Genomic DNA, 25,392 nt, shown 5'->3' with positions numbered 1-25,392 from the left:
GTGGAACTCGCGTGCCTTGACCTTGAAGGAGTATTGATCCCGGAAATCTGGATCGCGTTTGCGGAAAAAACCGGCATTGAGGAGCTCAAGGCGACCACCCGCGACATTCCCGATTACGACGTACTGATGCAGCAGCGCCTGAAACTGCTGGACCAACACGGCTATGGCCTGCCGCAGATCCAGGAAGTGATCGGCGAGCTGGACCCACTGCCCGGCGCACGGGAGTTCCTGGATTGGCTGCGGGAGCGGTTCCAGGTGGTGATTCTTTCCGACACCTTCTATGAATTCGCCATGCCGCTGATGGCCAAGCTGGGCTATCCGGCACTGCTGTGCCACAAGCTGGAAGTAAACGAAGACGGCAGGATTACCGATTATCTGCTACGCCAGCGTGACCCCAAGCGTCAGTCAGTGCGTGCCTTCCAGCTGCTGAACTACCGTGTTATTGCGGCGGGTGATTCCTACAACGACACCACCATGCTGGGCCAGGCGGAAGCGGGCATCCTGTTCCATGCGCCGAAGAACGTGATCGAGGAGTTCCCCCAGTTCCCGGCGGTACATACGTTTGAAGAGCTTAAGGGCGAGTTCCTGAAGGCCAGCGCCATCCATAACGGATAGCGCGGACAAGAGGCCGGGGCAAGCTCTTTGTCCTGGCTTTTCCTCCTTTGCAATTTGCTCTCTATAGCGCTTCCAGTACGCTCATCAGCTTCTGAACCTTGTCCACGGATTCCCGGTACTCATCATCCGGGTCTGAATCCGCGACGATGCCACATCCCGCCCAGCAGTGAATCTTTCCTTCCGAATCCGTCATCAGGGTTCGGATTGCGATATTGCTCTCCAGGTTATTGGAAAAATCCCAACGGAAGACCGAGCCGCAGTAGGGCCCGCGACGATGGGGTTCCAGGTCGTCGATGATCTCCATCGCCCTGCGTTTGGGTGCACCCGTGATAGAGCCCCCGGGGAAGGCAGAGAGAAGGGCTTTAAACGGTGTGTTCTCTGGTTGCAGCCGGCCTTCCACCGTGCTGACCAGTTGATGGACGTTTTCATAGCTCTCGATACTGAAAAGCTGTGGCACCGAGACGGAAAACGGCTCGCAGAATCGCGACAGGTCGTTGCGAATCAAGTCCACGATCATCAGGTTTTCGGCCCGGTCCTTTTCAGCGGCGGCCAGGGATTCGGCAATCCGCTGGTCGTTCTCCGGCGAGTTCAGATCCCGGGGCCGGGTACCCTTGATGGGTTTGCTGATGACCCTGTTGCCATCTTCAATGCTCAGGAACAGCTCTGGTGAAATGCTGAGGACCTGATAGGAACCAGCGTTGATGTACGCAGCGTGGGGGACCGGAACGGCCTGGCACAAAGCCCGGAACGCTGTGTACGGGTCGCCCTGGTAGCCGCCGGTGTACTTGTTGGACAGGTTGACCTGATAGCAATCCCCGGCATGGATATAGCCAAGCACCCGGGATACGCCATTGCGGTAGTGTTCGGCGGGTTGGTCGGCTGTAAATCCCGGGCTGATGTGAAAAGGAGTAGGGCGCGTCGGCTTTTCGCCGGTGAGGTTCAGCACCCGTTCACGGGTTCGGTCGTCACACTCGGGATGAAAATCGAGCCTGGGCGAATTGGCACCCGAAACATCCAGCGTCAGTTGCCAGAGGTAGAGCCCGACATAGCCATAGTCCCCCGCGCTGGCCTCGCCGGAGAATCCCGGCACCGTGTGGTTTCCAGCTTCGTAGAACAACGTGCCCATGATGCCGCCTGCCAATTCCCGGCCCTGCTCTTGGGCCAGTCCCGCCCACGCCTGATCCAGCTCTTCCGCCAGGCATGAAAAGGCGAGTGCATCTTTGGGTATCGGCCAATGCTTTATCGGGAACGCCGTAATGATCCGCCGTTGCCTGCCGGCGTCGGTGTAGTCGATAAACCCATGTTGGCTGCTGATCTGTGAAACGAGGCGTTCTGCCTCTTCCGCACTTAATGTTTTCACGATGTTACATACTTAACAAAATCTTGCATGGGTTCACGGTAGCCTGTGCGGCAAGTCACCTGATTTCGGGCTTGGGAAGGCTTGGGCCGGTGCATTCTAAACAATAATCCTAAGGGCAGTAACCAGTATGAAGACTTGTAACGGCATTGGTAAGCGATTTGTTTTGGCTATGATCGCAGGGTTTGCGTTTTCCACAGAGGTGTTGGCGCAGGATGCGATTGATCGGGAGGACCATGTGCTGTCGGATGGCAAGCTGGACGATAAGGATCTGGCGGCGGTCGTCGCGGTTGCGCAGCGACACCTCACGGAACTGACCGACTCGGTGGTTAAAAACGCCGGTACAGAACTTGAGGAAGCCGGCATTTTCCGTCCAATGGCGTTCATGGTGATGAAGTCCGACAAGGTCCAGCAAATGAGGCTGGAGGAAAAGGCTGAGGAAGCACCGGGGCAGGTCAAGGTACTGATGTATCGCGCAGGTCTGAAATCGATTGCCCGCCGCGGGGAAATCCATGCGTCTGCGATCGCATACCCAGGCAGCGTTGAGAAAGATGGAGAAACCATCCGTGCGCTGGTTCTTGAACACGAACATCGTCTTGGCATCTCGGGTTTCAAGCTGATCCCCATCAACCTTGAGAACGGAAAAGCCAGCTTTGGAAAACCAATGTCGCAGGAAAAGCCGTTCCAGATTTTTTACGACGACAAGGGTGAGGGAGATTCTTCAACTAGCTGATATTAAAGAGTATATCGGTCAATTATTACGAACCGAGTTGTTTTGTGACAATTTGTGAATGCATTCACGGAACCAGACTGTAAAACAATCTTAAATGGAGTGGTGAGGTTGAGCCTCACAACAAGGTTAAAACGTTCAACCGGATAACAATAAGTTCAATCAAGGAGAACAATATGAAAGGCCTGAAGAAAATTGCACTGGCAACAGCTGTTGCTGCTGCGCCCTTCGCCGCTCAAGCCGAGCTGCAGGCGATGGACGACAGCATGATGGGTAACGTCACCGGTCAGGCCGGTGTGACCATCGAGCTGGAAACCCAGGTAAGTATCGGTCAGTTCACCTACACGGACGAAGGCACCTTCGCCGTTAAGGACATTGAGCTGGGTGGTGCGTTGGCCAGTAGCTCACAGTCTGCTGCAGACTATGCTGCGGCTACCGGCGCCGGCGCTCTGTTGGACCAACTGAAAATTGACATCGACATCGCTGACGATGGCGACGCGATCATTCACGTTGGCTCTCTCCAGACTGATGGCAGTGGTAACCCGATTCCCATCGACTGGGGTATGACTGCAGGCTCCATGGAGCTTGAAGGTAACGGCGGTGAAAACACCGTTCTCGTTTCCAACATGGACGCATGGGGTCTTCTCGGCGCTCTGGACATCGTTGTCGACACTGACGACGTAGATGGCCAGGCTGGTACTGGTACCCTGAACATTGACGCAGCGTTCACCGTTGAAGAAATGAGCTTCGACGTTGACTTCCTGGGTGTTGGCATCGCTGGCATGACCATCAAGGGCTCTGAGTCCGGCGGTGAAGCACTTGGTGCAGCCGGCCTTGCTCAGATCTTTGGTGAAGATCCTGCCAACCTGACTCCGGAAGAGCAGCGTAAAGTTGGTCTGGCTCAGGCTGGCTTCGCGATTGTTGGTCTGGACATCTACAAAGGCGACGGCCTGGGCGCTTCCACAGCGACTGGCGTACTGCGTGTAGATGTTGATGACGTCCTGATGGACATCAACGTTGCCGAAACCAACATCGGCGGTGCAAACATCGGTACCATCGGTATCGACAACCTGCACATCAGCAACACCAAGCTGGCTGTATACGGTCACTAAGCTGATCGCATAACACCTTTGGTGTGAACGCCCCGCGCTGCGGGGCGTTTTTTTATGCCGGTCAAAAAAGTACTGGTAAAAAAAGCGGTGACTCGCAAGGAGTCACCGCTTTTTATGTTTCGGACCTGTAGAGATAGTCTTAGCGATCCGGCACCGCTATAGACAGATCAAACCCACCGCCAGGACGGGGTGTTAATGTGATCGGGCCTTCGTTAATGCCATGGGGCACCTGGATCGTATCAATACCCGGCGGGTTGCCAATGGTGAAGTTCAGGTTCTGGCCGTCAAACCCAACGCCCAGTTGATCGTTCAGAAAGGTCTGGCTGAATGGCTCGTCGGGTATTTGGGCCTGCTGTCCGAAAATAATGGGCGGAATGGTTGGGGTGAACTCCGCTGGGGGCTGCACCCGGGCGAGTTCTTCCTGGGGCAGCAGCAGAGCGCGCCGGAGGAACTCCTCTTCCGCGCTCTCAAGGGCACCTTTCTTGCCTTCCCGTTCGAAGCGTTCAAGGGCTTCGCGATAGGCTTCCTCTTCCGCTTCCGTTAGCACCGGCTCACCCGGAGAAATGGTCAGGGAGCGGATAATCTGCTGCCGGTCCGCGTCGGTTTTCTGCCGTTCTTTAGGCACCACGATGACGGCGGAATCCTTCACGTAGGTTTCAACCATTTCGTCAGAGGTCAGGGTCTGCACCCCGGCCATCAGCGGGGAGCTAAACGAAACAGCCAGGCTGGCCGTACCAGCCAGAGCGATGTACAAGGGTGTTCGGCGGTTCATGGCGTAGCCTCTTGCCGTGTCCAAACGCGAAATGGAGGCGCTTCCGACACTAAACTGCAGTCAGTATGCTCCTTGGTTGCAGTATTCTTCTCAGAGATTCGGATTTCAAGGCGATTTTGTGGTGTTTGTGATCAGAATCGGACTATTGTCAGTATTCTTCTGTAAAACCGCGCAAACGTGTTTATATAACAGGCGTAACCATCCAGTTTTTGTAACAGGACTCTTATGTTGAAGGCATTTCGTTCGCGATGGCAGCGCTGGGTCAACCAGCGGATTCCGCGAGCCGATCAGCGAATATTCGGACAGCGCAATGTTTTTATCCTGCCCACGGGTGCCGGGGTGGTGTTTGCCGGTTTACTGTTGATCATGCTGATTACCGGAATTAACTACCAGAACAGCCTGATATACATGCTCACATTTCTGTTGGGCGCAGTAGTTGTTGCGGCCATGCACCAGACCCACCGCAACCTGTCGGGGCTGGAACTGACACTCATACAGGCCGGTGATGGCTTTGCCGGCGATACGATACCCTTCCGTTTAAGGGCTGTGTCGCCCCGTCATGATTCGCTGGCGATATCCCTGTTCTGCGATGACAGTCAACTCGAAAACCAGCACGTGCCAGCCGGGCAGCAGGAGGATATGACCCTGGCGATACCGTCCTATCAACGTGGCTACCTGCAGCCGGAACGTATCCGCGTGGAAACCCGCTTTCCTTTTGGCCTTTTCAAGGCCTGGTCCTGGCTGCGGCCGGTCACGTCCGGCATTGTCTATCCAAACCCTCTGGCCGCCCCGGATGTGACCAGCACGGTTCAGGACGGAGAGGAGCAATCGAAGGCCCGCTCGACGGATGGGAATGACCATGCCGACATTCGGCCCTGGCGGGAGGGGGATCTGAGCCAGAGGGTTCAGTGGAAACGATACGCCCGTACCGGTGAGATGGTGATTACCGATTGGGAAGGTGAACAGGGCAGCCCCCACTGGCTTGATTACGACGCTTTCAGGGGCGTGGACCGTGAGCTGCGCCTGGGTTACCTGGCTCATCAGGTGATGGAACGGGCCCGCAACAACAGCCGTTTCGGGTTGAATCTGCCGGGGCAGGTGATTGAACCGGACACCGGTGCTGCTCACGCCAACCGGTGCCTTAAGGCGCTGGCCATCTTTGGCCTTGAACAACCAAGGGAAGGTGGTCCTCTGCCCCATGGTACCCGCTCCGAAGAGGTTGGGAATCGGACCTCTGCGTCTTCTGGTTTCGGGGAGGGACGGGCATGATTCGCAGGTTCCTGAGTAATTCGCCGAGTTCACGCTCCTTAAAGGCTGCGGAATTGGTATCGGGCCGCGCGTTGATATGGCTGATCGCAGGCTTTGGGTTGTTGCTGATTCCCCAGTGGGACCGATTGCCGATCTGGCTGGTGGCCAGTTGCGCTGTACTTGCTGGCTGGCGGTGGCTGGCGCAATCCGGGCGGGTCAGGTTACCGGGAAGGTGGATGCGTACCGGGATCATGCTGGTACTGGTGGCCGTTTATATCGCAACTGTGCAGGGGCGTTTCACCGTTGATACTGCGGCGTCGTTTTTTGTGCTGGCGGTGGGGCTTAAATGGCTTGAGACCCGATCCACCCGGGATTTCTATGTGCTGTTTTTTATCCTGGTGTACCTGGCGACAGTCAACTTTCTGTTTCATCAGGAGATTCACTGGAGTGTCATTAACATTGCGGGCGTTGCCTTATTGTTAATCGGCCTGCAGGTGGTGAATGCGCCGGAAATTCCCGGTGCCATGAAGAAGGGATGGCGGCGCTTGGGGCTGATGCTGGTTAAGACCTTGCCGATTGTAGTGCTCCTGTTCGTGTTCTTCCCGCGCATGTCGCCGCTCTGGAGTGTGCCGCTGGTTTCCGGCGAAGCCCGAACTGGAATCAGCGACACCATGACTCCCGGTGACATCTCGAGTCTCGCCCAGAGCAGTGAGCGAGCCTTTCGCGTCACCTTTGGCGGTGAGTTACCGGCCTACCGGGACCGATATTGGCGCGGGCTTATCCTGGATCGCCTTGACGGAGACACTTGGCAACAGGGCCTTGGAAAGCCGTTTCGCCGGCTTGGCCGTGTTGACGTTGATGGTGGCGTAGGGCCGCTCGGGCCCAACCAGTACGAGGTGTTATTGGAACCGACGGACCAGACCTGGGCCTTTGCTCTGGAGAACTCCAGGGCGGTCTCCAATAATGTAAAGCAAACGGATGAGAATCTGTTCCGGTTTGACCGGCCGGCTGACAGCGCGGTCCGTTACCGGATGGAGTTGGTCGGGAACCAAACAACGGAGGATGCCAGTGCGGAGCCCGATAACCTTCAGCGTTATCTCCAGTTACCACAAAGCGGCAACCCGAGGGCAAGGGCGTTCGGGCAACAACTGGCTGGCCAACACGACAACCCTCAGGCATTGGTGCAGCAGCTTCTGACCCGTTTCCGGGAGCAGGCCTATTTCTACACCCTGCGCCCACCCGCTATGCCCGTGGATGGCATCGACAGCCTGTTATTCGATGAAAAGCGGGGTTTCTGTGCCCACTACGCCGGGGCTACCACGTTTGTGTTGCGCGCAGCGGGTATTCCGGCCCGAGTGGTGGTCGGATATCAGGGCGGGTCACCCGGCGCAGATGACGAATATCTCATTGTGCGGCAGTACGATGCCCATGCCTGGGTGGAAGCGTGGTTCCCCGGCCAGGGTTGGGTGCGGGCGGACCCGACAGCTGCCATTGCTCCCGAGCGTATTGAGTTTGGTCTACGGGAGGCGGTGGCTGAGGAAGGCTCGTTCCTTGAGAACGATTGGACATCGCCACAGCGCTACGGCGATTTGGCGATGCTGCAGTGGGCTTCCCTGCAGCTCGATAAGATTAATTACCACTGGCAGCGCTGGGTTGTCGGATATCAGGGGCAGTCACAGATGGACCTGATGTCGCGTTTGCCTGGAGGGATAGGAATGCGGGAGCTTGGCTATATTACCGCGGGCATTGTCGGTATGGCGCTGTTACTGGCGGGTTTGGTTACCGCCTGGCAGTACCGTCGCGTGGAAAGCCGGGACCCGCTTGGTCGTCTCGTCAGCCGCTGGTATCGGTTGTGTGACCGTTCGGGAGTGCCTGTACGTCACGGTGAAACACCCTCCCAACTGGCCTCAAGGCTTGCCCGGGCAAAACCCGCGGCGGCCGGCACAGCAACGGCTTTTGCCCGATTGATCAACAAACATTACTATGGCCGGAGTTCCGAAACCGGTCATCATGGCGAACTGGCGAAAATGAAGCGATTGCTGGCCACGATGAAACGACAGGCGGATCGACCGTCAACCAGTTCATCAGAGGGGTGAATACGTGAACGCATCCATAGCAACCATGGCATGGCTTGAAGACGCCTGGAGCCGACTGCTCCAACGCATCGCCGGCAACAGGATGCCCCATGCCCTGATGGTGACGGGCGAGAACGGCGTGGGAAAGCGTCTGTTTGCCAACGCGCTGGCCGGGTTGCTGGTCTGTGAAAAGGCGGATATGGACGCAGGGTCCCCTTGTGGCATCTGTAAGCAGTGCGAGCTGGTTGCCGCGGGCACCCATCCGGATATTCGGATTTATGCACCGGAAAAATCACGGATGATCAAGATTGATCAGATTCGTGCGCTGTCCGCATTCGCGGTCGGCTCTCCCCAGGTGGCCTCCCGCAAGGTGGCCATTATTGATCGGGCGGACCAGTTGAACATCAATTCCGCCAACGCGTTGCTGAAAACCCTGGAAGAACCCGCCAAAGATGTGGTGCTTCTGCTGCTACAGGAGAGTGGCAGGCCGGTATTGCCGACGATCCGTTCCCGCTGCCAGAGTTTGCTGATTGCTACGCCGGACAGGGATCAGGCTGCTGGTTGGCTGGCGACGGCGGTCAAAGCGATGGATGGCGACAACAGACCAACGCCGGAGCAATGCGCCAAGGCGCTGGTACTGGCAGCCAATGCGCCGCGGCTGGCCCTGGAATATGCTACCGGAGAGTTTATTAGCCTGCGGGATGAGGCGTTGGACAACTTCCGCCATTTCATGAAGGGTCAGCTCACTCTTTCCGAGGCTGCAAAGCCGTTCAAGGCAATGGGGCTTGAAAGTGCTCTATGGCTATTTGAAGGCTGGGCTGGTGACCTGGCCCGCATCAGTGCCGGGGGGCAGCCCCGGGATGCGGAAGCGGCGGACATGTTAACGTTCCTTGCCAGAAACAATCCTTCCTGGCGGGCCCATGAACTCCTGGATGCGATCCACGAGTCCAGGTCTGCCGGCGTTTACAACGTGAACCCTGAGTTGGAAACGGGCCGATTGCTGATCGCATGGCAGAAACTCATGCCGCGCCGCAGGCCAGCTGCGGGATAAACGGAGTGACCAATGGCGCGGCAGGATAGGGCAGTGATTAACAACTACTGCTATGATTGCGGAATATCAGGAGTTTATTGACTCCGGTTGTTATCAATCCGGTTGCTATCAATACAGAGCTATCAATACAGAGAAAGGTGTTTACTATGGGGCCTGGTTTTGGCGCACGCAGTGGCATTCTCACGCTGACCATCAAGGACAAGGCGGTACTCTACGCCGCCTACATGCCTTATATCCGGCAGGGCGGGTTGTTTATTCCCACGCAAAAACAGTATCAATTGGGCGATGAAGTGTTCCTGTTGCTCAACCTGATGGATGAGCCGGAAAAAATCCCCGTGGCGGGCAAGGTGATCTGGATTACCCCGAAGGGTGCCCAGGGCAACCGTGCAGCGGGCATTGGTGTGCAGTTCGATGGTGAAGACGAAACCGCGCGTACCAAAATCGAGTCCTACCTGGCGGGTTCATTGAGCTCGGATCGACCCACCCACACTATGTAAGCGCTTCAATGAACGACACCATTCTGGAAACCCCACCTGATACAACAATGACGTGTCGGGAAATCAACTGGTCTCTTAAACACATCGACCTGGCAGGCCTGCACTGGCCCGCTGCCACGGCCTCTGAAACCTGGCCGGTGCTGATGATCCACGGCTGGCTGGATAACGCCCTGTCATTCGCCAGATTGGCCCCGGCGTTGGCGGGCAATCGCGATGTGTACTCCCTCGATATGGCTGGGCACGGGCGTTCCGGGCACCGGCCTGAAGGCCAGGGTTACCAGTTGATGGATTATGTGGCGGACCTGGCAGAACTGGTTGAGACCCATTTCAAAGACTCGCCGAAAGGGCAGATTGATCTGGTGGGTCATTCACTCGGCGGGATTGTCAGCGTGCTCTACGCGGCGGCGTTTCCGGAACGGGTGCGTCGGTTGGTCATGATCGACAGCATTGGGCCGATCAGTCGTAAACCGGATGAGGTGATCGATCAGATGCGCAAGTCGATCATCAAACGAATGACGGGTTCAGGGAAAGCGGTCGTATACCCTGACATAGAGTTGGCAGCCAAGGCTCGGGAGGGTGGCATGATCCCCCTGTCGCCAGAAGCCGCGAGAATGCTGGTAACGCGGAGCATGAAGTCTTCCGGTGATGGTTTCGTGTGGCAAACCGATCCGCGTTTGCGCCATCCATCGATGATAATGATGGACGAAGCGCAAGTGACCGCTTGCCTGAAGAAAGTCGTCACGCCAACACGTTTCCTGCGTGCGACGCAGGGGCTCCTGGCCAGTCGCCCGGAACTTGATTCACGTTTGGATGCGATCGCGAACCTGGATGTGGTGGCCGTGCCCGGAGGCCACCATTGCCACCTGGACGGGAATGTTGAACCCGTCATTGATGCAGTCAGAGGCTTTTTAGACGATGCAGAATAAGCGCTTGTCGCAGTCAGTAGTGTGGGTCGCCGCCATGTTCATGGGGTTTTCGACCATGGTGTCGGCGCAAATGCCACCGCCGGAACCGTTTCCGGAGGCGCGCCTTGATCAGGAAATCAGCATCAAGTCGCCGGGGCATCTGGTGTTGTTCAGCCCGGTTCGTGAGGTGAACAACGAGATCCGCTCCGCGTCCATGGCCCGGCTCCCGGTCAAGGGCGTCGGGCAGTTATATGAAGTCCAGGGCGGTGCCAACCGGGAAGAGGCTCGCGATCACTATCTAAGGGAATTGCAGGCCCGTGGCGCCCAGATACTGTTTGAATGTTCCGGAAGGAATTGCGGGCGCAGTAACGTGTGGGCCAACCAGATTTTTGATCAATCCAGTCTCTATGGGCGGGACAACAATCAGGACTATCTTGTTGCCGGTTCGGTCGATGAGAATGGCCAGCCGTGGCTGACGCTGGTGTATACGGTTACCCGCGCCAACCAGCGCCAGTTTGTCTGGGTTGAACATTTGGTCGCGCCTCAGGGAACTGATATTCCGGGAATGGGCAACGAAAGCGCCAGAATCAAGGGGCCGGTGATTGTGCCCTGGCAGGGTGGCATCACCTACCGCTTTGAGTGGAGCGGTGCCGACCGGCGCATCATCAATGACTGGGCCGGCGAGGCTGAAGCCCGGGTAGTACTGACGGCCTATTCCCAGCTCAAGGATAATGAAACCCTGGAAGCGTCTATGGAGCGGGCAGAGGCTGCAGCGCAGTCACTTTCCCAGGTGTTGGCCAAAAGTGGCGTTTCCGAAAGCCGCCAGATGATCATTACGGTTGGCCCCACGGTTGTGATACCAAATCCCGATCGGCAAGGTGACCGGGTTGAAGTGATGGTGATTACGAGGTGAAGGGAATGAACAGGCCATCCGGGACAGAGCTTCAGGACGAAGATCAGAAGCCGGCAGACGATATCTCCCAGATTGTCACGAGCACCGGAATATCCGCTGCTCAGTCGGCGTCCGAGAAAGGCGATCCCCGGCCGACGGCTCCCGGCAAGGGCAAGACCGTAGCGCTGACTCTTGGCAGTGGCGGGGCCAGGGGCTATGCCCATATAGGTGCGATCGAGATACTGGTGGAAAGAGGCTACGACATTGTCGCCATTTCCGGCTGTTCCATGGGAGCCTTGATCGGGGGCGTGTTTGCAGCCGGCAAGATGAAGGATTACAAGGACTGGGTAACTGGCCTGGGCCAGTTCGATGTGCTGAAGCTGCTGGATGTGACTTTTAGCTCCGTCGGCGCCATTCGTGGAGAAAAGATATTCTCCGTGGTGCGGGAAATGATTGGAAATACCCGAATTGAAGACCTTCCGATCGCCTATACGGCTGTGGCGACGGATCTCCTTGCCCATAAGGAAATCTGGTTTCAGGAAGGGCCGCTGGATCAGGCCATCCGGGCGTCGGTTGCCATACCCAGTGTGGTGACGCCTCTGGTGTTGAATGGCCGCGTGCTGGTGGACGGCGCTTTGCTCAATCCACTGCCGATCATTCCGACCATTTCCTCCCATGCCGATATGATTGTGGCCGTAAACCTCAGTGGCGAAGATGACCGCGGGCGGCGATTGCCGGATGCGGCGTTTGCAAACCCTGACGACGATGATACCGAGGAATGGGTCGAAAAAATCCGTGATAAGGCCTCCCGCTGGTTTGACTGGGATGCCCTGAAGACCTTCAGTACCAAGAAAGAGGGTGGTTCGTCGGCTTCACCGGAAGAGAAAATCAGCAAGGCGGTGGCGAAGAACGAGCACAATAAAAAGACGCCCGCGATAAAATCGGAACCGAAGAAACATCAGGATGATCACGAGACTATTGACTGGGATAAGCTGGGTATTGGTAAGTTCGATGTCATGAACCTGACCGTCGAAACCATGCAAAGCGCCTTGGTACAATACAAGATCGCTGGGTATCCACCCGATTTGCTGGTGAACATTCCCAAGAACGCCAGCCGCAGCTATGACTATCACAAGGCGCCGGAACTGATTCAGCTTGGACGGGAACGTATGGCCGCCGCGTTGGACCGGTACGAAGAGAACCAGAACAGCTCTGGCCCGATGGCGATATGACCCTGAAACCGCGATTGCGGCGGTGGGCTGCAGCCTGTGCCGGAAAGAGCGTATAATTCAGCGCCTTGATCATTTCCGAACAGGATGAGCGTGCGTGAGTAACCCCATTGATGACCTGCACACCGTCAGAGACTACCTGAGGTACGTTTCTTCTCGTTTTGCCGATTCGCCTCTTTATTTTGGCCACGGCACTGACAACGTGTGGGATGAGTCTGTGCAACTGGTTATGCGCAGCCTCCATTTGCCTCTGGAAAACAATACCCTGTTTCTGGATGCGCGGCTGACCCGTGAAGAACGAGCGTTGATCCTTGATCGCATGCAACGCCGTATTGACGACAGGGTCCCCTTGGCTTATCTGTTGGGTGAAGCCTGGTTTATGGGGCTGCCATTTCATGTGGATGAACGCGTGCTGGTGCCGCGTTCACCATTGGGAGAGCTGATTCAAGGCGGGTTGCAACCCTGGTTGGGTAACAAGCCCGTGGGCAGGATCCTGGACTTGTGTACTGGCAGTGGCTGTATTGGCATTGCAGCCGCGAGCGTATTCGAGGACGCCGAGGTGGACCTTGCGGATATCTCTACCGACGCCCTCGACGTGGCCGCGGTCAATATCGATTATCACGAGGTTGGTGACCGGGTAAGCACCGTACGGTCCGATGTGTTCGATGGGCTTGAAGGTCGATACGATGTCATCCTCAGCAACCCTCCCTATGTGGACGCTGACGATATTGCGGATATGCCGGCGGAGTATGGCCACGAACCGGAACTTGGCCTTGCTGCCGGGGGAGATGGGCTGGACATCGCTCATCGGATACTCGCGAGGGCAGCCGATTACCTGAACCCGGGTGGCCTCTTGATTGTTGAGGTCGGGAATAGCTGGGTGGCGTTGCAGGAAGCCTATCCGGATATGCCGTTTACCTGGCTGGAATTTGAGAATGGCGGCGACGGTGTGTTTCTGTTGACTGCTGAAGACCTACATTAAATACCCTGGATAAGATACTGAATCATGTCGGGAAATAGCTTCGGAAAATTGTTTACGGTGACCAGCTTTGGTGAGAGCCACGGGGCTGCGCTCGGATGCATAATTGATGGTTGCCCTCCGGGGCTTGAGCTGTCCGAGGCTGATATGCAGCGGGATCTGGACCGCCGCAAGCCCGGCACTTCGCGTCATACCACCCAGCGCCGGGAAGCGGACGAAGTGAAGATCCTCTCGGGGGTGTTCGAGGGTAAGACCACTGGCACCCCCATTGGGTTGGTGATCGAGAATACCGATCAGCGCTCAAAGGATTATTCGAAGATCTCGGAGCAGTTCCGTCCTGCCCACGCCGACTATACCTACATGCACAAGTACGGTGTTCGGGATTATCGGGGTGGAGGTCGGTCTTCTGCACGCGAGACAGCGATGCGGGTCGCCGCCGGTGCCGTTGCACGGAAATTTTTGGATCAGCGCCTTGGCATCACGATCCGGGGTTATCTTTCCCAGTTGGGACCAATCCGCATTGAGAAGATCGATTGGGATCAGGTTCACCAGAATCCGTTTTTCTGCCCGGATGCCGATAAGGTGCCGGAGATGGAAGCCTATATGGATGCCCTGCGCAAAGAGGGCAATTCCATCGGTGCGCGTATCAATGTGGTCGCTGAGGGCGTTCCTCCCGGCCTGGGTGAGCCGATTTTCGACCGGCTGGACGCGGACCTGGCTCATGCGTTGATGAGCATTAACGCGGTGAAGGGTGTTGAGATTGGAGCGGGCTTTGGGTGTGTTGACCAGAAAGGCACGGAGCACCGGGATGAGTTAACCCCTGAAGGGTTCCTGTCGAACCATGCCGGTGGTGTTCTCGGCGGCATTTCGTCGGGGCAGCCAATCCTGGCCAGTATTGCGCTGAAACCGACGTCCAGTTTGCGGTTGCCGGGGCGGAGTATTGATGTTCACGGTGATCCCGTGGAGGTGATTACCACGGGGCGGCATGATCCCTGTGTGGGCATTCGTGCGACGCCGATTGCGGAGGCGATGATGGCCATTGTGTTGATGGATCATTATCTCCGCCATCGTGGTCAGAATGGGAATGTCACGGTGTCTACGCCTAATATTGGGCAGGCGTGAGAGTATTGGAGTTTTCAGCCAGCCTGCGAAGGAACAATTCGCCAACTAGCCGGTCGTCTTAATTCGCGAAGCGGTTCCGGCGGTGAGCATGGTTCAAAAAACGCCCGTAAATACGTCCCTGTAGGGCTCGGTCGCGGTTGGTAATGGTGCTCGCTGCGGCAAGCAGGGCCTCTCAAAACACGCCGCAAGTACGTCCATGTAGGCTCGGTTGGGCCATCCCTGGCCCTCCACGGTTTTGAAAGGCCCTGCTTGCCGCAGCGGTCGGTCTTCTGTGATATCTCATTGGAGCATTCCTATCTATTGGCGCCTTTCAAACCTCTACTTCTGGTTTTTCGCTCTCCTCGGCGGTTTGCTGCCGTATTGGTCCCTGTATCTGGAAGGCCGGGGCTTTTCCTACCTTGAGATCGCCACACTGATGGCGACGATTCAATTAACCAAGATTGTGGCGCCCAGTGTGTGGGGATGGCTGGGGGATCGGACTGGGCAGCGGGTGCGGTTGGTTCGGTTCGGTGCCATTACGGGGTCGCTGTTCTTCGCCGGCGTGTTCATGGAGCCGGGGTTCTATGGGCTGTTGCTGGTCATGCTGGCGTTTACGTTCTTCTGGAACGCGATTTTGCCGCTTTATGAAGTGATCACGTTGCGGTCGCTGGGAACGCAACGTGAGAAATACGGCAAGGTGCGGTTATGGGGGTCGGTAGGGTTTATTGGCGCGGTGGCGCTGGTGGGCGGGATTCTGGAGCTGATCCCGATCACTCTGTTGCCGTGGTTGTTGTTGCCGGTGTTTGCGGGGATTGCGGTGTCGGCGTTTCTGGTGCCGTCGGAGCGGGGAGAGCGTAAGCCACCGGCGCCCAAGGGCAGTCTGAAAGCGATTGTGACTCACCCGGCGGTGGTGACGTTCTTTTTGATGAACTTTCTGCTGCAGGTATCCCACGGGGCGTACTACACGTTTTTCAGTATTCACCTTGAGCAGCACGGGTACGGTAAGTTGGCGATCGGGTTGTTGTGGTCGCTAGGGGTGCTGGCAGAGATTGGGTTGTTCCTGGTGATGCATCGGCTGACCCGCAATTTCACCGTGCGGCAGATTGCGATTGCGGCACTGGCGCTGACGATGATTCGCTGGGTGTTGATCGCGGAAGTGACGGATGTGGTGGCGGTGCTGATTTTCGCGCAGTTGCTGCATGCGGCCTCTTACGGCGCCCTGCACGCTATTTCGGTGCAGTATATTCAGGGTTTCTTCGGGCAGCATCATCACGGCCAGGGGCAGGCGCTCTACAGTGGGCTGACCTTTGGTGCCGGTGGCGCACTGGGCGCCTGGTTGTCGGGCTTTCTGGTGGACGGGTTCAGTACCTCCGCCGCGTTCTGGGGCGGGGCGGCGGCCATGGCCATTGCCATTGTCATCACTTGGCGGGGCCTGAGGCCGCCGCCCGAGCATTGATTGGTGTTGCTGTGGTGTTTAGCGGGTTTTATTGAAGATCTGCTGCGATATCCAGCAGTGCCTGTGCCTGGGGGCTCAGCGATCGGCCCTTCAGTCCCACACCGCCGAGAATGCGGCTTACGGAGTGGGGCACAGAAAGCACCGTAAGTGAGTCGTCGACCATGCTCACCGGCAAAACGCTCCACCCAAGCCCGACGCTGGCCATCATCTTGATGGTTTCCAGGTAGTTGGTGGGCATCTGGATTTTCAGGGGCAGGCTCGCATCGAGAAACAGTCGGCTGATGGATCGGTAGGTGGCGGTGCCAGCTTCGGGGAGCAGGGCGTCATACCGGGACAGATCCCCGAGCCCCGGGTTGTCCAGCGAGGCCAGTGGATGTTCCGGCGACACCACGAATGCCATGGCATCTTCCCAGCGCACGTGCACATCGAATGCCTGGTCCATGCTCTCGCTCAGGGTCACGAACGCGAGCTCTGCTGTACGTTTACGCATCTGCCCGAAGGCGCTTTCAGAATCCATGAACTGCAGTTCCAGAGACACCTCCGGATAATCCCGGTTCAGCCGCCGTAACCAGGCAGGGAGATGATGCAGTCCGATGTGGTGGCTGGCAATCACCGACAGCTGTCCTGAAACCGATCCCTCACGATCTGACAGCGCCTGTCGGGCATTGTGCACTTCATCCAGAATTCGCCGGGCATGGGGTAGAAGGCGTGCCCCTGCGTCCGTCAATCGGACCTGTCTATTGCTCCGGTCGATCAGCTTCGTTCCCAGTTGGTTCTCCAAAGCAGCCAGCCGCTTGCTGATTGCGGGCTGCGTCAGGTGTAGCAGTTCTGCCGCCTCGGAGAATGACTCCTGGTCTACGATTGTCAGGAATGCTTTCAGGGAGTTCGCATCCATGGTGGTTACCTCTTTGACTGCGTCCCTTGGTGAAGGTCGCATGCCGGGAAGACTGTTCCAAAAAACGCCCGTTAATACGTCCCTGTAGGGCTCGGTCGCGCCATCCATGGCGCTCCACGTTTTTGGAACAGTCTTCCCGGCATACTCCCCAAGCTAGTGAGTTGCCTGCCATTCATCGTCTATGTGTAGGCCCGGGAAATATCAGAGTAGCGTGGTGGTAAGAGCCTCCCAAAACCGTGGAGCGCCATGGACGGCGCGACCGAGCCCCCATGGATGGGTTTACGGCGTGTTTTGGGAGGCTCTTACCGCCATGCGACTCGCACCCAACACGCAGGCCCGGCTTTAAGGTAGGCTCGCCCAAAGCCTAATATTCCATCATGGAATGCGCAACATAAAAAACATGAATTGAGGTTATTCAAGGCTAGGCGTTAAAATAGAACCATACTGAAAAAACAGAAACCCCCAGAGAGTGAGAGAGAACCATGGCGGGCAAGACCTTATACGACAAATTGTGGGACGACCATCTCGTCAAACAGCGGGATGACGGCTCCGCGTTGATCTACATCGACCGGCATCTGCTGCACGAAGTCACCTCGCCGCAGGCCTTTGAAGGCCAGCGGCTGGCCGGGCGTAAGCCCTGGCGGCTGGATGCCAACCTGGCGACGCCGGACCACAACGTACCCACCACCGACCGCGCCAGAGGCATTGAAGGCATTGTTGACCCGGTATCCCGGATTCAGGTGGAAACCCTGGACAAGAACTGCGACGAGTTCGGCATCCTGGAATTCAAGATCAAGGACCAACGCCAGGGCATCGTGCATGTGATCGGGCCAGAGCAGGGCGCGACACTGCCTGGCATGAGCATTGTTTGTGGCGATTCCCATACCTCCACCCACGGTGCATTCGGCTGCCTGGCTCATGGTATCGGCACGTCAGAGGTGGAACATGTGCTCGCCACCCAGTGCCTGGTTCAGCAGAAAATGAAAAACATGCTGGTGAAGGTGAATGGCAAGCTTGGGCCCGGCGTGACCGGGAAAGACGTTGTCCTCGCCATTATCGGGAAGATCGGCACCGCCGGCGGCACGGGCTGTGCGATCGAATTTGGCGGTGAAGCGATTCGAGGCCTTTCGATGGAGGCCCGAATGACGATCTGCAACATGTCCATCGAGGCCGGTGCGCGAGTGGGCATGGTCGCGGTAGACCAGACCACCATTGATTACGTCAAGGATCGCCCGTTTGCCCCCAAGGGCGAGATGCGCGAGCAAGCCATTGAATACTGGAAGACGTTGCACAGCGATGACGATGCGGTGTTCGATAAGGTTGTTGAACTCGACGGTTCCGAAATTATGCCGCAGGTGAGCTGGGGGACGTCTCCCGAGATGGTCGCCGGCGTTGGCGGTAATGTGCCGGACCCGGAAGCGGAAGCCGATCCCATCAAGCGCGAGGGAATTGTCCGTGCCTTGAAGTACATGGGCTTGAGGCCGAACATGCCGATTACCGAGATCAAGCTGGATCGTGTGTTTATTGGCTCCTGTACCAACAGCCGTATAGAGGATCTTCGTGAAGCAGCGGCGGTCGTGAAGGGGCGGAAGGTGTCGTCATCACTCAAGCAGGCGATGGTGGTGCCTGGTTCCGGTCTGGTGAAAGTTCAGGCGGAACAGGAAGGGCTGGACAAGATATTTATTGAAGCCGGTCTTGAGTGGCGTGATCCGGGCTGCTCCATGTGTCTGGCCATGAACGCCGACAAATTGGGGCAGGGAGAGCATTGCGCCTCCACTTCCAATCGTAACTTCGAGGGCCGCCAGGGCTTCGGCGGGCGTACCCATCTGGTTAGCCCGGCCATGGCAGCGGCGGCGGCGATCAACGGCCACTTCGTTGATGTCCGCGAGATGATGAACTGATCCACAGGAGAGACACCATGCGAGCCTTAAAGCAACACCAGGGCATTGTTGCCCCCATGGACCGGTCCAATGTGGATACGGACATGATCATTCCCAAGCAGTTTCTGAAGTCCATCAAACGTACCGGCTTCGGGCCGAACCTGTTTGACGAACTGCGTTACCTTGATGAAGGCAAGCCGGACCAGGACTGCTCACAGCGGCCCATCAATCCTGATTTCATGCTTAATCAGGATCGCTACAAAAATGCCAGCGTGCTCCTGGCGCGGCGCAACTTTGGTTGTGGCTCCAGCCGCGAGCACGCCCCCTGGGCGCTTGAGGATTTTGGGTTCCACGTTATCATTGCGCCCAGTTTCGCCGACATTTTCTATAACAACTGCTTTAAGAATGGCTTGTTGCCAATTGTTTTAGATGAAGAAATTGTAGATCGGCTGTTTCATGAAACCGAGGCGGAAGAGGGCTATCAGTTGGCGATAGATCTCGAAGCCAAAACCGTTACCACGCCGTCCGGCGAATCGTTCAACTTTGAAGTTGATGATTTTCGTCGACATTGCCTGCTGAACGGCCTGGACGATATCGGTGTTACGCTTGAAGACGCGGAGGTCATAAAGGCCTACGAAGCGTCGAGGCGCAAAACGGCACCCTGGTTATTTGATGCCGGTCGCTGATCCGCCCTGAATTACCACAACGAATCGACCTTCAAGGAATCACTATGTCCCGTTCTATCCTGATGCTTCCTGGCGATGGCATTGGCCCGGAAATTGTTGCCGAAGCGGAAAAGGTTCTGCGTAAGATAAACGAGCAATTCGGTCTGGAGCTGCACTTCGAGTCCGCCCTGGTTGGCGGTGCCGCCATCGACGAAACGGATACGCCACTTCCGGAGGATACCCTGGACAAGGCGCGTAAGGCGGACGCAATCCTGCTGGGCGCCGTGGGTGGCCCCAAGTGGGACAAGCGTCCGATGGCCAGTCGTCCTGAAAAAGGACTGCTTGGGCTGCGCTCCAACCTTGAGTTGTTCGCCAATCTGCGCCCGGCCATTTTGTATCCCCAGCTTGCTTCTGCATCCTCACTGAAGCCAGAGGTGGTCTCCGGCCTTGATATAATGATTGTTCGGGAGTTAACCGGCGGCATCTATTTTGGCCAGCCACGGGGCGTCCGCGAACTGGAAAGTGGGGAGCGTCAGGGCTACAACACGTACGCCTATACGGAATCGGAAATTCGTCGTATTGGCCGTGTCGCCTTTGAAGCGGCCCAGCAGCGTGGCAAGAAGCTCTGCTCTGTCGACAAGGCGAATGTGCTGGAAGTGACTGTTTTATGGCGGGAAATCATGGAAGATCTGCGCCGGGAGTACCCGGATGTCGAGCTCTCCCATATGTACGTGGATAACGCCGCCATGCAGCTGGTCAGGGCACCCAAACAGTTTGATGTGATTGTGACTGGCAACATGTTTGGTGATATTCTTTCTGACGAAGCGGCTATGCTGACGGGGTCGATCGGGATGTTGCCCTCTGCGTCTCTGAACTCTGAGAAGCAGGGTATGTACGAGCCCTGTCACGGGTCTGCACCCGATATTGCAGGCAAGGGCATAGCCAACCCGCTGGCTACGATCCTCAGTGGCGCAATGATGTTGCGGTACAGTCTTGGCGAGGAGAAAGCCGCCGAGGCGATAGAGGCGGCGGTCAGCAAAGTGCTGGATCAGGGCCTGAGGACAGCGGATATCATGTCTTCTGAGGGCCGGAAGGTATCGACCCGAGAGATGGGCGATGCCGTTCTGGCGGCACTCTGAGGCCGGCAAGTTTTGAGACCCGACGACAACGCGATGCGGTTGTCGCGGGATCATCCATCCTGTCCCTGCCAGCGATACAGGTAGAGGGCGGGCATAAAACGAGGTTCAAAGGTCGCACATGAAGCGAGTTGGACTTATTGGCTGGCGCGGTATGGTGGGCTCTGTCCTCATGCAGCGCATGCGCGAAGAAAACGATTTTGCAGATATCGAACCGATCTTCTTTACCACTTCCCAGGCCGGAAAGCCGGCACCGGACGTAGGCAAAGAGGGTGTGCCTGCGCTGCAGGATGCCTTCGATATCGATACCCTGAAAACGCTGGATGTGGTGGTTACCTGCCAGGGCGGGGATTACACCGGTGCCGTGTACCAGAAACTCCGTGATGCCGGATGGCAGGGGTACTGGATTGACGCCGCTTCCACGCTGCGGATGGTCGATCATTCCGTCATCGTTCTTGATCCGGTCAACCGCAACGTGATTGACGATGCCCTGGCGAAGGGCGTGAAGGACTACGTTGGTGGGAACTGTACTGTCAGCCTGATGATGCTGGCCCTTGGTGGGCTGCTGGAGCAGGACCTGATTGAATGGGTATCGCCTATGACCTATCAGGCGGCGTCTGGTTCCGGTGCCCAGAACATGCGGGAACTGCTCAACCAGATGGGCGAGCTGAAGGGCAGCGTGAGTGACGAGCTGGCGGATCCATCCTCGGCTATCCTCGATATCGATCGCAAGGTAACCGAAACCATGCGTTCGGACGGCTTTCCCACCGAGCACTTTGAAGTGCCTCTGGCAGGCAGCCTGATTCCGTTTATCGACAAGCAGCTTGATAACGGCATGAGCAAGGAAGAATGGAAAGCGGGCGTCGAGACCAACAAGATTCTTGGTCGCAGCAGCAATCCGATTCCGATCGACGGCATCTGCGTTCGCATCGGTGCCATGCGTTCCCACAGTCAGGCCTTGACCATCAAATTGAAGAAGGACCTTCCGGTTTCCGAGATTGAGTCCATCCTGGCCAAAGCCAACGACTGGGTGAAGGTGATTCCCAATGAGCGGGATGCCACCCTTCGGGAGCTCACCCCGGCGAAGGTTACGGGTACGTTGAGTGTTCCCATTGGCCGTATCCGCAAGCTGACCATGGGGCCTGAGTACATCTCAGCGTTCACGGTTGGTGATCAGTTGCTGTGGGGTGCTGCGGAACCGCTCAGGCGGATGCTTCGCATACTGCAGGAGCAGTAACGCAGTCCCGCAGCGGGCAATATTATGCCAACTGTGTCCGGTTTCAGAGAACCGGCTGGGGGCGGAGGCTGAAATACGCCTCCGCCCCTGTTATTTTCGGAAGCGTTTTGTACATGTTTGGGTTCTTGTGGGCTAGACTTTGGCTATTCGGGGGCACCGGATCATCGTTCGGTAACAATATGTTCCCGACCATTTATGAAAAAATGGTGCAAGGACTGCGGCTGATTGATTGATAAAAGAGGTTTTATCAACAATACTTGCCGGGCTGAATATTAAAAACTTTACATAATAACGATAGTAATCAAGACGGAAGTCATCCAACCTCGTCCGATTCTGTTTGTGAAAACAGTAACGAATAACGGAGACTGGTAAGGAAAAAGCATGAAGGTACGCAAGCTTGCGGTTGCTCTGGCTCTGGCGGGAGGGCTTGGTTCTGGCGTCGCACAGGCCCTGGGTCTGGGTGAGATTGAATTACAGTCCTATCTGAATGAGCCTCTGGACGCGGATATCAGTCTGCGTAAAAGCGAGGGCGTCGACCCTGGTGATGTATTTGTAAACATCGCTCCCGATTCGGCCTATGAACGGGTTGGTATCGACCGGAACTATTTCCTTACCAAACTTGATTTCCGCGTCACCACAGCCAGCGATGGCAGTCTGGTGGTGAACGTGTCGTCCCGTGAGCCATTACGGGAACCCTACCTCAATTTCCTGCTTGAAGTGACCTGGCCCAATGGGCGGCTGATGCGGGAATACGCGGTTCTGGTTGACCCCCCGGTGTATGCGGAGGAGTCCGGTGTGCGGGAAGAGGTTGCCGCTCCAACCACTCGCCAGGTTTCCGAGCCAGCGCGTCAACAGCAGGCCAGATCGACATCCCAGGAGCCCCGGCGCACAACCACTCAGCGTGCGAGGACTCTCGGGCCCACCGGGCCTTCCGATACCCTCTGGAATATTGCTGAGAGTGTTCGCCCCGACAGCAGTGTGTCCATGCAACAGGTCATGCTTGCGCTCCAGGACCTGAACCCTGACGCGTTTATTGCGGGCAATATCAACCGGCTCAAGCGTGGTGAAGTGCTGCGGGTGCCGGATATGGAACAGATTCGCAGTCGTTCCCGTGCCGAGGCTAATCGACAGGTGGCCGCACAGAACGAAGCGTTCTCGACGCCGCAGCGCACGGTGGATGCCACAGATACCGAAGTTGCTTCAGGGCAAGCGGGTGGTGAACAGACTGGCGGTGATGAGCTTCGATTGCTTGCAAGTGAAGACAGCAGCACTCGTGATGCCGAAGAGGGCGGTTCTGCCGGCGGTGACGGTGATACCGCCGGTGGTGTAGACGCCGGCTCCGCCGTCGTCATGGAAGAGCTCGAAAGCGCCCGGCGAGAAAATGAAGAGCTGGGTGGTCGGGTTGATGATCTTCAAAATCAGGTGGAAACCCTTCAGCGTCTGCTGGAACTGAAAAATACACAGCTTGCCGAAATGCAGCAGGCTCAAGGTGACAGCGGCCAACCCGCAGATGCACCTCAGGCGGAGACATTGTCTGCGCAAGTCGCTGAAGAGGAGATGGAAACGTCCCCCGATGGCGACGCTACTGATATGGCCGCAGAAGACATGGATGCCGCGGACGGTATGGCCACCGACGAAGATGCGGCTGATCCTGCGGCAACCGACATGGATGAAACCACCGCAGCGGGCGCCGAAGAAGGTGCTGACGCACCGGCGATGGGTGATGATGCCGATATGCCAGAGGCCGACGTTGCGTCCGATGAAATGGATGCCGGTACCGCGCCTGAGGAAGAGGCCGGTCAGCAGGAAGCCGATGTAGCATCACCGGCATCCGAGCAGCCTGCCAGCGAGGTGTCAACATCACCGGCGGAGTCTGACAAGGGCTTTCCGGATAACATCATCAGCGCGATTACCAACAACCCGATGTATCAGATAGCGCTTGGCGGTGGTCTGGTTGTTCTGTTGTTGCTTCTGCTGTTGCTGGCGCGTCGCAATGCCAATCGTGAAAAAGCGTTTTACGACCAGCTGAATAGTGAAACCGACGCGGAGACCGATACCTTCGATCTCACCCTGGATGACGAAGACGGTGCGGATGCACCGGAGAGTGACCCTCTGGCGGAAGCCGACGCCTACATTGCGTATGGGCGCATGGATCAGGCGGCACAGTCTCTGGAAACCGCAATTTCCCGTGAACCCAGTCGTACAGATCTGCGCTTGAAACTGCTTGGGGTGTACGCGGATACCCAGGACAGACAATCCTTTGAGAAGCAGCTCGGTGAGGTTGAGACCCTGGACGACGAACAGGCTATCGCCGAAGCTCACGAAATGCGCGCTCGCCTCGAAGAGGCTGAGTCAATGCCTAGCATTGACGATCTGGAATCTCAGCTGAGATCGGATTCTTTCGACACCAGCTCACGTGACGAGGATACCGTATTTGATGAGCCGGCTTTGGACAGCACATCGGAAGATGAGGCTGAAGATGAGTTTGGTAGCCTGGAGACGGATTTTTCCGATCTGGACGAAACTGACGACACCTACGCCGAGGAATCCGAAAAGGAACCGGGCCCGGATGATCTGATCGAGTATGACCTCTCTGGTATCGATACCTCGAGTGGTAAAGAAGAGGCGACCACAGAAAAATCCGATGATCTGGCTGACGACGCCTTCGACTTTTCACTAGAGGACGATTCAGCCGAGGAGCCGAAAACATCCGAGGAAGACGATGATCTGAGCCTCGATTTCGCGGAGGATGAACAGGAGTCGAGCGAAACAACGGACGACTCGGATGCGTTCGACTCACTGGAACTTGATGAGGACGATCTGGAAACAGCCGGCGCTGACGACTCTGAAGGTCAAGAGCTGGAAGTTGACAGCCTGGAAGAAGGCGACCTGGAAGAAAGCGATCTGGATTCCCTGGACGAATCCTTCCTGGACGAGCTGGATGCTGAGCTGGATAAAGTTGCCGGCGAAGATGAGACGTCTTCCGACGACGAACAAAGCGAACTTGACGACCTTGAGCTTGACGTTTCCGACGAGGACCTTGCGCTTATGGAAGAGTTTGCCGATTCCGGCGATTCCGCCGGTACAGATGCGAATAACGATCAGCAGGAGGAGGATTCTACTCCTCTGGATGAAGAGCTCGGCCTTGAGGATGCCCTTACGGGTGAGGAGCCCGCAGATCCGGAAGAGACCGTTGCAGGCGTCGAGGAAGTGGAAGAAGATCTTCCAGAACTCAGCGATGATGATCTCGCGGCTGCCGAGTCCGCGGAGGAAGAGTCAGGTGAGCCTCCCGTGGCATCTGATCCCGCATCCTCAAAGGCTGCGTCCAGCGCGGATGACATCGAAGAAGCCGATCTTGGCGACGACGATGACTTCGATTTCCTGACAGGCACCGACGAAGCGTCAACCAAGCTTGACCTTGCCAGAGCCTACGTGGAAATGGGCGACGTCGATGGAGCCAGGGATATCCTTGAGGAAGTGGCTCTGGAAGGAAATGAGGAGCAGAAAGCGGAAGCGCAGGATCTCCTTAAAAATCTGTCCTGATTCGATATAATCAGTAC

General features: G+C 56.9%; 21 protein-coding genes. 18 read left to right on the top strand and 3 right to left on the bottom strand.

What is annotated here, in order from left to right:
- Positions 1 to 615, top strand: a complete 615-nt coding sequence (gene thrH, locus JJO78_RS09015) for a bifunctional phosphoserine phosphatase/homoserine phosphotransferase ThrH (RefSeq protein WP_273623408.1) — start codon at positions 1 to 3, stop codon at positions 613 to 615.
- Between the two features lie 61 nt (positions 616 to 676).
- Here thrH and pabB read toward each other — a convergent pair whose 3' ends face one another.
- A complete protein-coding gene (gene pabB, locus JJO78_RS09010) occupies positions 677 to 1,975 on the bottom strand; it encodes an aminodeoxychorismate synthase component I (protein ID WP_273623407.1) in 1,299 nt (432 codons plus the stop codon).
- Between the two features lie 127 nt (positions 1,976 to 2,102).
- Here pabB and JJO78_RS09005 point away from each other — a divergent pair, with 127 nt between their 5' ends.
- Together JJO78_RS09005 and JJO78_RS09000 are read left to right on the top strand one after the other, a co-directional pair.
- Entirely contained in the window at positions 2,103 to 2,705 is a 603-nt protein-coding gene (locus JJO78_RS09005) for a hypothetical protein (RefSeq protein ID WP_273623406.1), read from the top strand.
- A gap of 173 nt (positions 2,706 to 2,878) precedes the next feature.
- Positions 2,879 to 3,814, top strand: a complete 936-nt coding sequence (locus tag JJO78_RS09000; protein WP_085680530.1) for a DUF6160 family protein — start codon at positions 2,879 to 2,881, stop codon at positions 3,812 to 3,814.
- Positions 3,815 to 3,953: 139 nt separating this feature from the next.
- Here JJO78_RS09000 and JJO78_RS08995 read toward each other — a convergent pair whose 3' ends face one another.
- On the bottom strand, positions 3,954 to 4,586 hold the full coding sequence (locus JJO78_RS08995) for a hypothetical protein (protein WP_036205472.1): 633 nt from the start codon (positions 4,584 to 4,586) through the stop codon (positions 3,954 to 3,956).
- A 225-nt stretch (positions 4,587 to 4,811) separates the two neighbouring features.
- Here JJO78_RS08995 and JJO78_RS08990 point away from each other — a divergent pair, with 225 nt between their 5' ends.
- From JJO78_RS08990 to JJO78_RS08945, 10 genes are all read left to right on the top strand, one after another.
- Positions 4,812 to 5,855, top strand: coding sequence for a DUF58 domain-containing protein (locus tag JJO78_RS08990; RefSeq protein ID WP_273623402.1), 1,044 nt, complete (start codon positions 4,812 to 4,814; stop codon positions 5,853 to 5,855).
- Positions 5,852 to 7,930, top strand: a complete 2,079-nt coding sequence (locus JJO78_RS08985) for a transglutaminase family protein (RefSeq protein ID WP_273623400.1) — start codon at positions 5,852 to 5,854, stop codon at positions 7,928 to 7,930. The genes JJO78_RS08990 and JJO78_RS08985 overlap by 4 nt, the downstream gene beginning before the upstream one ends.
- 25 nt (positions 7,931 to 7,955) lie before the next feature.
- Entirely contained in the window at positions 7,956 to 8,960 is a 1,005-nt protein-coding gene (gene holB / locus JJO78_RS08980; RefSeq protein ID WP_273623650.1) for a DNA polymerase III subunit delta', read from the top strand.
- A 146-nt stretch (positions 8,961 to 9,106) separates the two neighbouring features.
- Positions 9,107 to 9,457 (top strand): PilZ domain-containing protein, encoded by a 351-nt coding sequence (locus tag JJO78_RS08975; RefSeq protein ID WP_007152597.1) that lies wholly within the window; start codon positions 9,107 to 9,109, stop codon positions 9,455 to 9,457.
- Positions 9,458 to 9,465: 8 nt separating this feature from the next.
- On the top strand, positions 9,466 to 10,383 hold the full coding sequence (locus JJO78_RS08970; protein WP_075195244.1) for an alpha/beta fold hydrolase: 918 nt from the start codon (positions 9,466 to 9,468) through the stop codon (positions 10,381 to 10,383).
- The gene (locus JJO78_RS08965) at positions 10,373 to 11,275 is read left to right on the top strand and encodes a DUF4892 domain-containing protein (protein WP_273623397.1); all 903 of its coding nucleotides are present in this window, start codon (positions 10,373 to 10,375) and stop codon (positions 11,273 to 11,275) included. The genes JJO78_RS08970 and JJO78_RS08965 overlap by 11 nt, the downstream gene beginning before the upstream one ends.
- 5 nt (positions 11,276 to 11,280) lie before the next feature.
- A complete protein-coding gene (locus tag JJO78_RS08960; protein ID WP_036205477.1) occupies positions 11,281 to 12,486 on the top strand; it encodes a patatin-like phospholipase family protein in 1,206 nt (401 codons plus the stop codon).
- A 94-nt stretch (positions 12,487 to 12,580) separates the two neighbouring features.
- Complete coding sequence (gene prmB / locus JJO78_RS08955; protein ID WP_036205478.1) at positions 12,581 to 13,465, top strand: 50S ribosomal protein L3 N(5)-glutamine methyltransferase; 885 nt, start codon at positions 12,581 to 12,583, stop codon at positions 13,463 to 13,465.
- Between the two features lie 24 nt (positions 13,466 to 13,489).
- The gene (gene aroC, locus JJO78_RS08950) at positions 13,490 to 14,584 is read left to right on the top strand and encodes a chorismate synthase (protein WP_273623393.1); all 1,095 of its coding nucleotides are present in this window, start codon (positions 13,490 to 13,492) and stop codon (positions 14,582 to 14,584) included.
- Between the two features lie 271 nt (positions 14,585 to 14,855).
- Positions 14,856 to 16,019, top strand: a complete 1,164-nt coding sequence (locus tag JJO78_RS08945) for an MFS transporter (protein ID WP_227517736.1) — start codon at positions 14,856 to 14,858, stop codon at positions 16,017 to 16,019.
- 28 nt (positions 16,020 to 16,047) lie between these two features.
- Here JJO78_RS08945 and JJO78_RS08940 read toward each other — a convergent pair whose 3' ends face one another.
- Positions 16,048 to 16,914: a LysR family transcriptional regulator gene (locus JJO78_RS08940; RefSeq protein WP_036205481.1), complete on the bottom strand. Its 867-nt coding sequence runs from the start codon at positions 16,912 to 16,914 to the stop codon at positions 16,048 to 16,050.
- A gap of 482 nt (positions 16,915 to 17,396) precedes the next feature.
- Here JJO78_RS08940 and leuC point away from each other — a divergent pair, with 482 nt between their 5' ends.
- The 5 genes from leuC (at position 17,397) to JJO78_RS08915 (ending at position 25,375) form a co-directional block, all read left to right on the top strand.
- A complete protein-coding gene (leuC, locus tag JJO78_RS08935; RefSeq protein ID WP_273623392.1) occupies positions 17,397 to 18,815 on the top strand; it encodes a 3-isopropylmalate dehydratase large subunit in 1,419 nt (472 codons plus the stop codon).
- A 17-nt stretch (positions 18,816 to 18,832) separates the two neighbouring features.
- Positions 18,833 to 19,480, top strand: a complete 648-nt coding sequence (leuD, locus tag JJO78_RS08930) for a 3-isopropylmalate dehydratase small subunit (RefSeq protein ID WP_273623391.1) — start codon at positions 18,833 to 18,835, stop codon at positions 19,478 to 19,480.
- Between the two features lie 44 nt (positions 19,481 to 19,524).
- Positions 19,525 to 20,598, top strand: coding sequence for a 3-isopropylmalate dehydrogenase (leuB, locus tag JJO78_RS08925; protein ID WP_036205484.1), 1,074 nt, complete (start codon positions 19,525 to 19,527; stop codon positions 20,596 to 20,598).
- A 118-nt stretch (positions 20,599 to 20,716) separates the two neighbouring features.
- The gene (gene asd, locus JJO78_RS08920; RefSeq protein ID WP_036205486.1) at positions 20,717 to 21,832 is read left to right on the top strand and encodes an aspartate-semialdehyde dehydrogenase; all 1,116 of its coding nucleotides are present in this window, start codon (positions 20,717 to 20,719) and stop codon (positions 21,830 to 21,832) included.
- A gap of 381 nt (positions 21,833 to 22,213) precedes the next feature.
- The gene (locus JJO78_RS08915) at positions 22,214 to 25,375 is read left to right on the top strand and encodes a FimV/HubP family polar landmark protein (protein ID WP_273623389.1); all 3,162 of its coding nucleotides are present in this window, start codon (positions 22,214 to 22,216) and stop codon (positions 25,373 to 25,375) included.
- Positions 25,376 to 25,392: the final 17 nt, after the last annotated feature.

Source organism: Marinobacter sp. DS40M6, from assembly GCF_028581595.1.
Taxonomy (GTDB): domain Bacteria; phylum Pseudomonadota; class Gammaproteobacteria; order Pseudomonadales; family Oleiphilaceae; genus Marinobacter; species Marinobacter salarius.
This window is presented reverse-complemented; position numbering and strand designations above follow the sequence as displayed.

What these genes read in the sequence shown, in the direction of transcription:
- JJO78_RS08995 (WP_036205472.1), bottom strand. Translation starts at nt 4,586, where the DNA reads ATGAACCGCCGAACACCCTTGTACATCGCTCTGGCTGGTACGGCCAGC.
- asd (WP_036205486.1), top strand. Translation starts at nt 20,717, where the DNA reads ATGAAGCGAGTTGGACTTATTGGCTGGCGCGGTATGGTGGGCTCTGTC.
- JJO78_RS08985 (WP_273623400.1), top strand. Translation starts at nt 5,852, where the DNA reads ATGATTCGCAGGTTCCTGAGTAATTCGCCGAGTTCACGCTCCTTAAAG.
- JJO78_RS08915 (WP_273623389.1), top strand. Translation starts at nt 22,214, where the DNA reads ATGAAGGTACGCAAGCTTGCGGTTGCTCTGGCTCTGGCGGGAGGGCTT.
- JJO78_RS09005 (WP_273623406.1), top strand. Translation starts at nt 2,103, where the DNA reads ATGAAGACTTGTAACGGCATTGGTAAGCGATTTGTTTTGGCTATGATC.
- JJO78_RS08965 (WP_273623397.1), top strand. Translation starts at nt 10,373, where the DNA reads ATGCAGAATAAGCGCTTGTCGCAGTCAGTAGTGTGGGTCGCCGCCATG.
- JJO78_RS09000 (WP_085680530.1), top strand. Translation starts at nt 2,879, where the DNA reads ATGAAAGGCCTGAAGAAAATTGCACTGGCAACAGCTGTTGCTGCTGCG.
- JJO78_RS08970 (WP_075195244.1), top strand. Translation starts at nt 9,466, where the DNA reads ATGAACGACACCATTCTGGAAACCCCACCTGATACAACAATGACGTGT.
- leuB (WP_036205484.1), top strand. Translation starts at nt 19,525, where the DNA reads ATGTCCCGTTCTATCCTGATGCTTCCTGGCGATGGCATTGGCCCGGAA.
- leuC (WP_273623392.1), top strand. Translation starts at nt 17,397, where the DNA reads ATGGCGGGCAAGACCTTATACGACAAATTGTGGGACGACCATCTCGTC.
- leuD (WP_273623391.1), top strand. Translation starts at nt 18,833, where the DNA reads ATGCGAGCCTTAAAGCAACACCAGGGCATTGTTGCCCCCATGGACCGG.
- JJO78_RS08940 (WP_036205481.1), bottom strand. Translation starts at nt 16,914, where the DNA reads ATGGATGCGAACTCCCTGAAAGCATTCCTGACAATCGTAGACCAGGAG.
- aroC (WP_273623393.1), top strand. Translation starts at nt 13,490, where the DNA reads ATGTCGGGAAATAGCTTCGGAAAATTGTTTACGGTGACCAGCTTTGGT.
- JJO78_RS08960 (WP_036205477.1), top strand. Translation starts at nt 11,281, where the DNA reads ATGAACAGGCCATCCGGGACAGAGCTTCAGGACGAAGATCAGAAGCCG.
- JJO78_RS08990 (WP_273623402.1), top strand. Translation starts at nt 4,812, where the DNA reads ATGTTGAAGGCATTTCGTTCGCGATGGCAGCGCTGGGTCAACCAGCGG.
- JJO78_RS08975 (WP_007152597.1), top strand. Translation starts at nt 9,107, where the DNA reads ATGGGGCCTGGTTTTGGCGCACGCAGTGGCATTCTCACGCTGACCATC.
- holB (WP_273623650.1), top strand. Translation starts at nt 7,956, where the DNA reads ATGGCATGGCTTGAAGACGCCTGGAGCCGACTGCTCCAACGCATCGCC.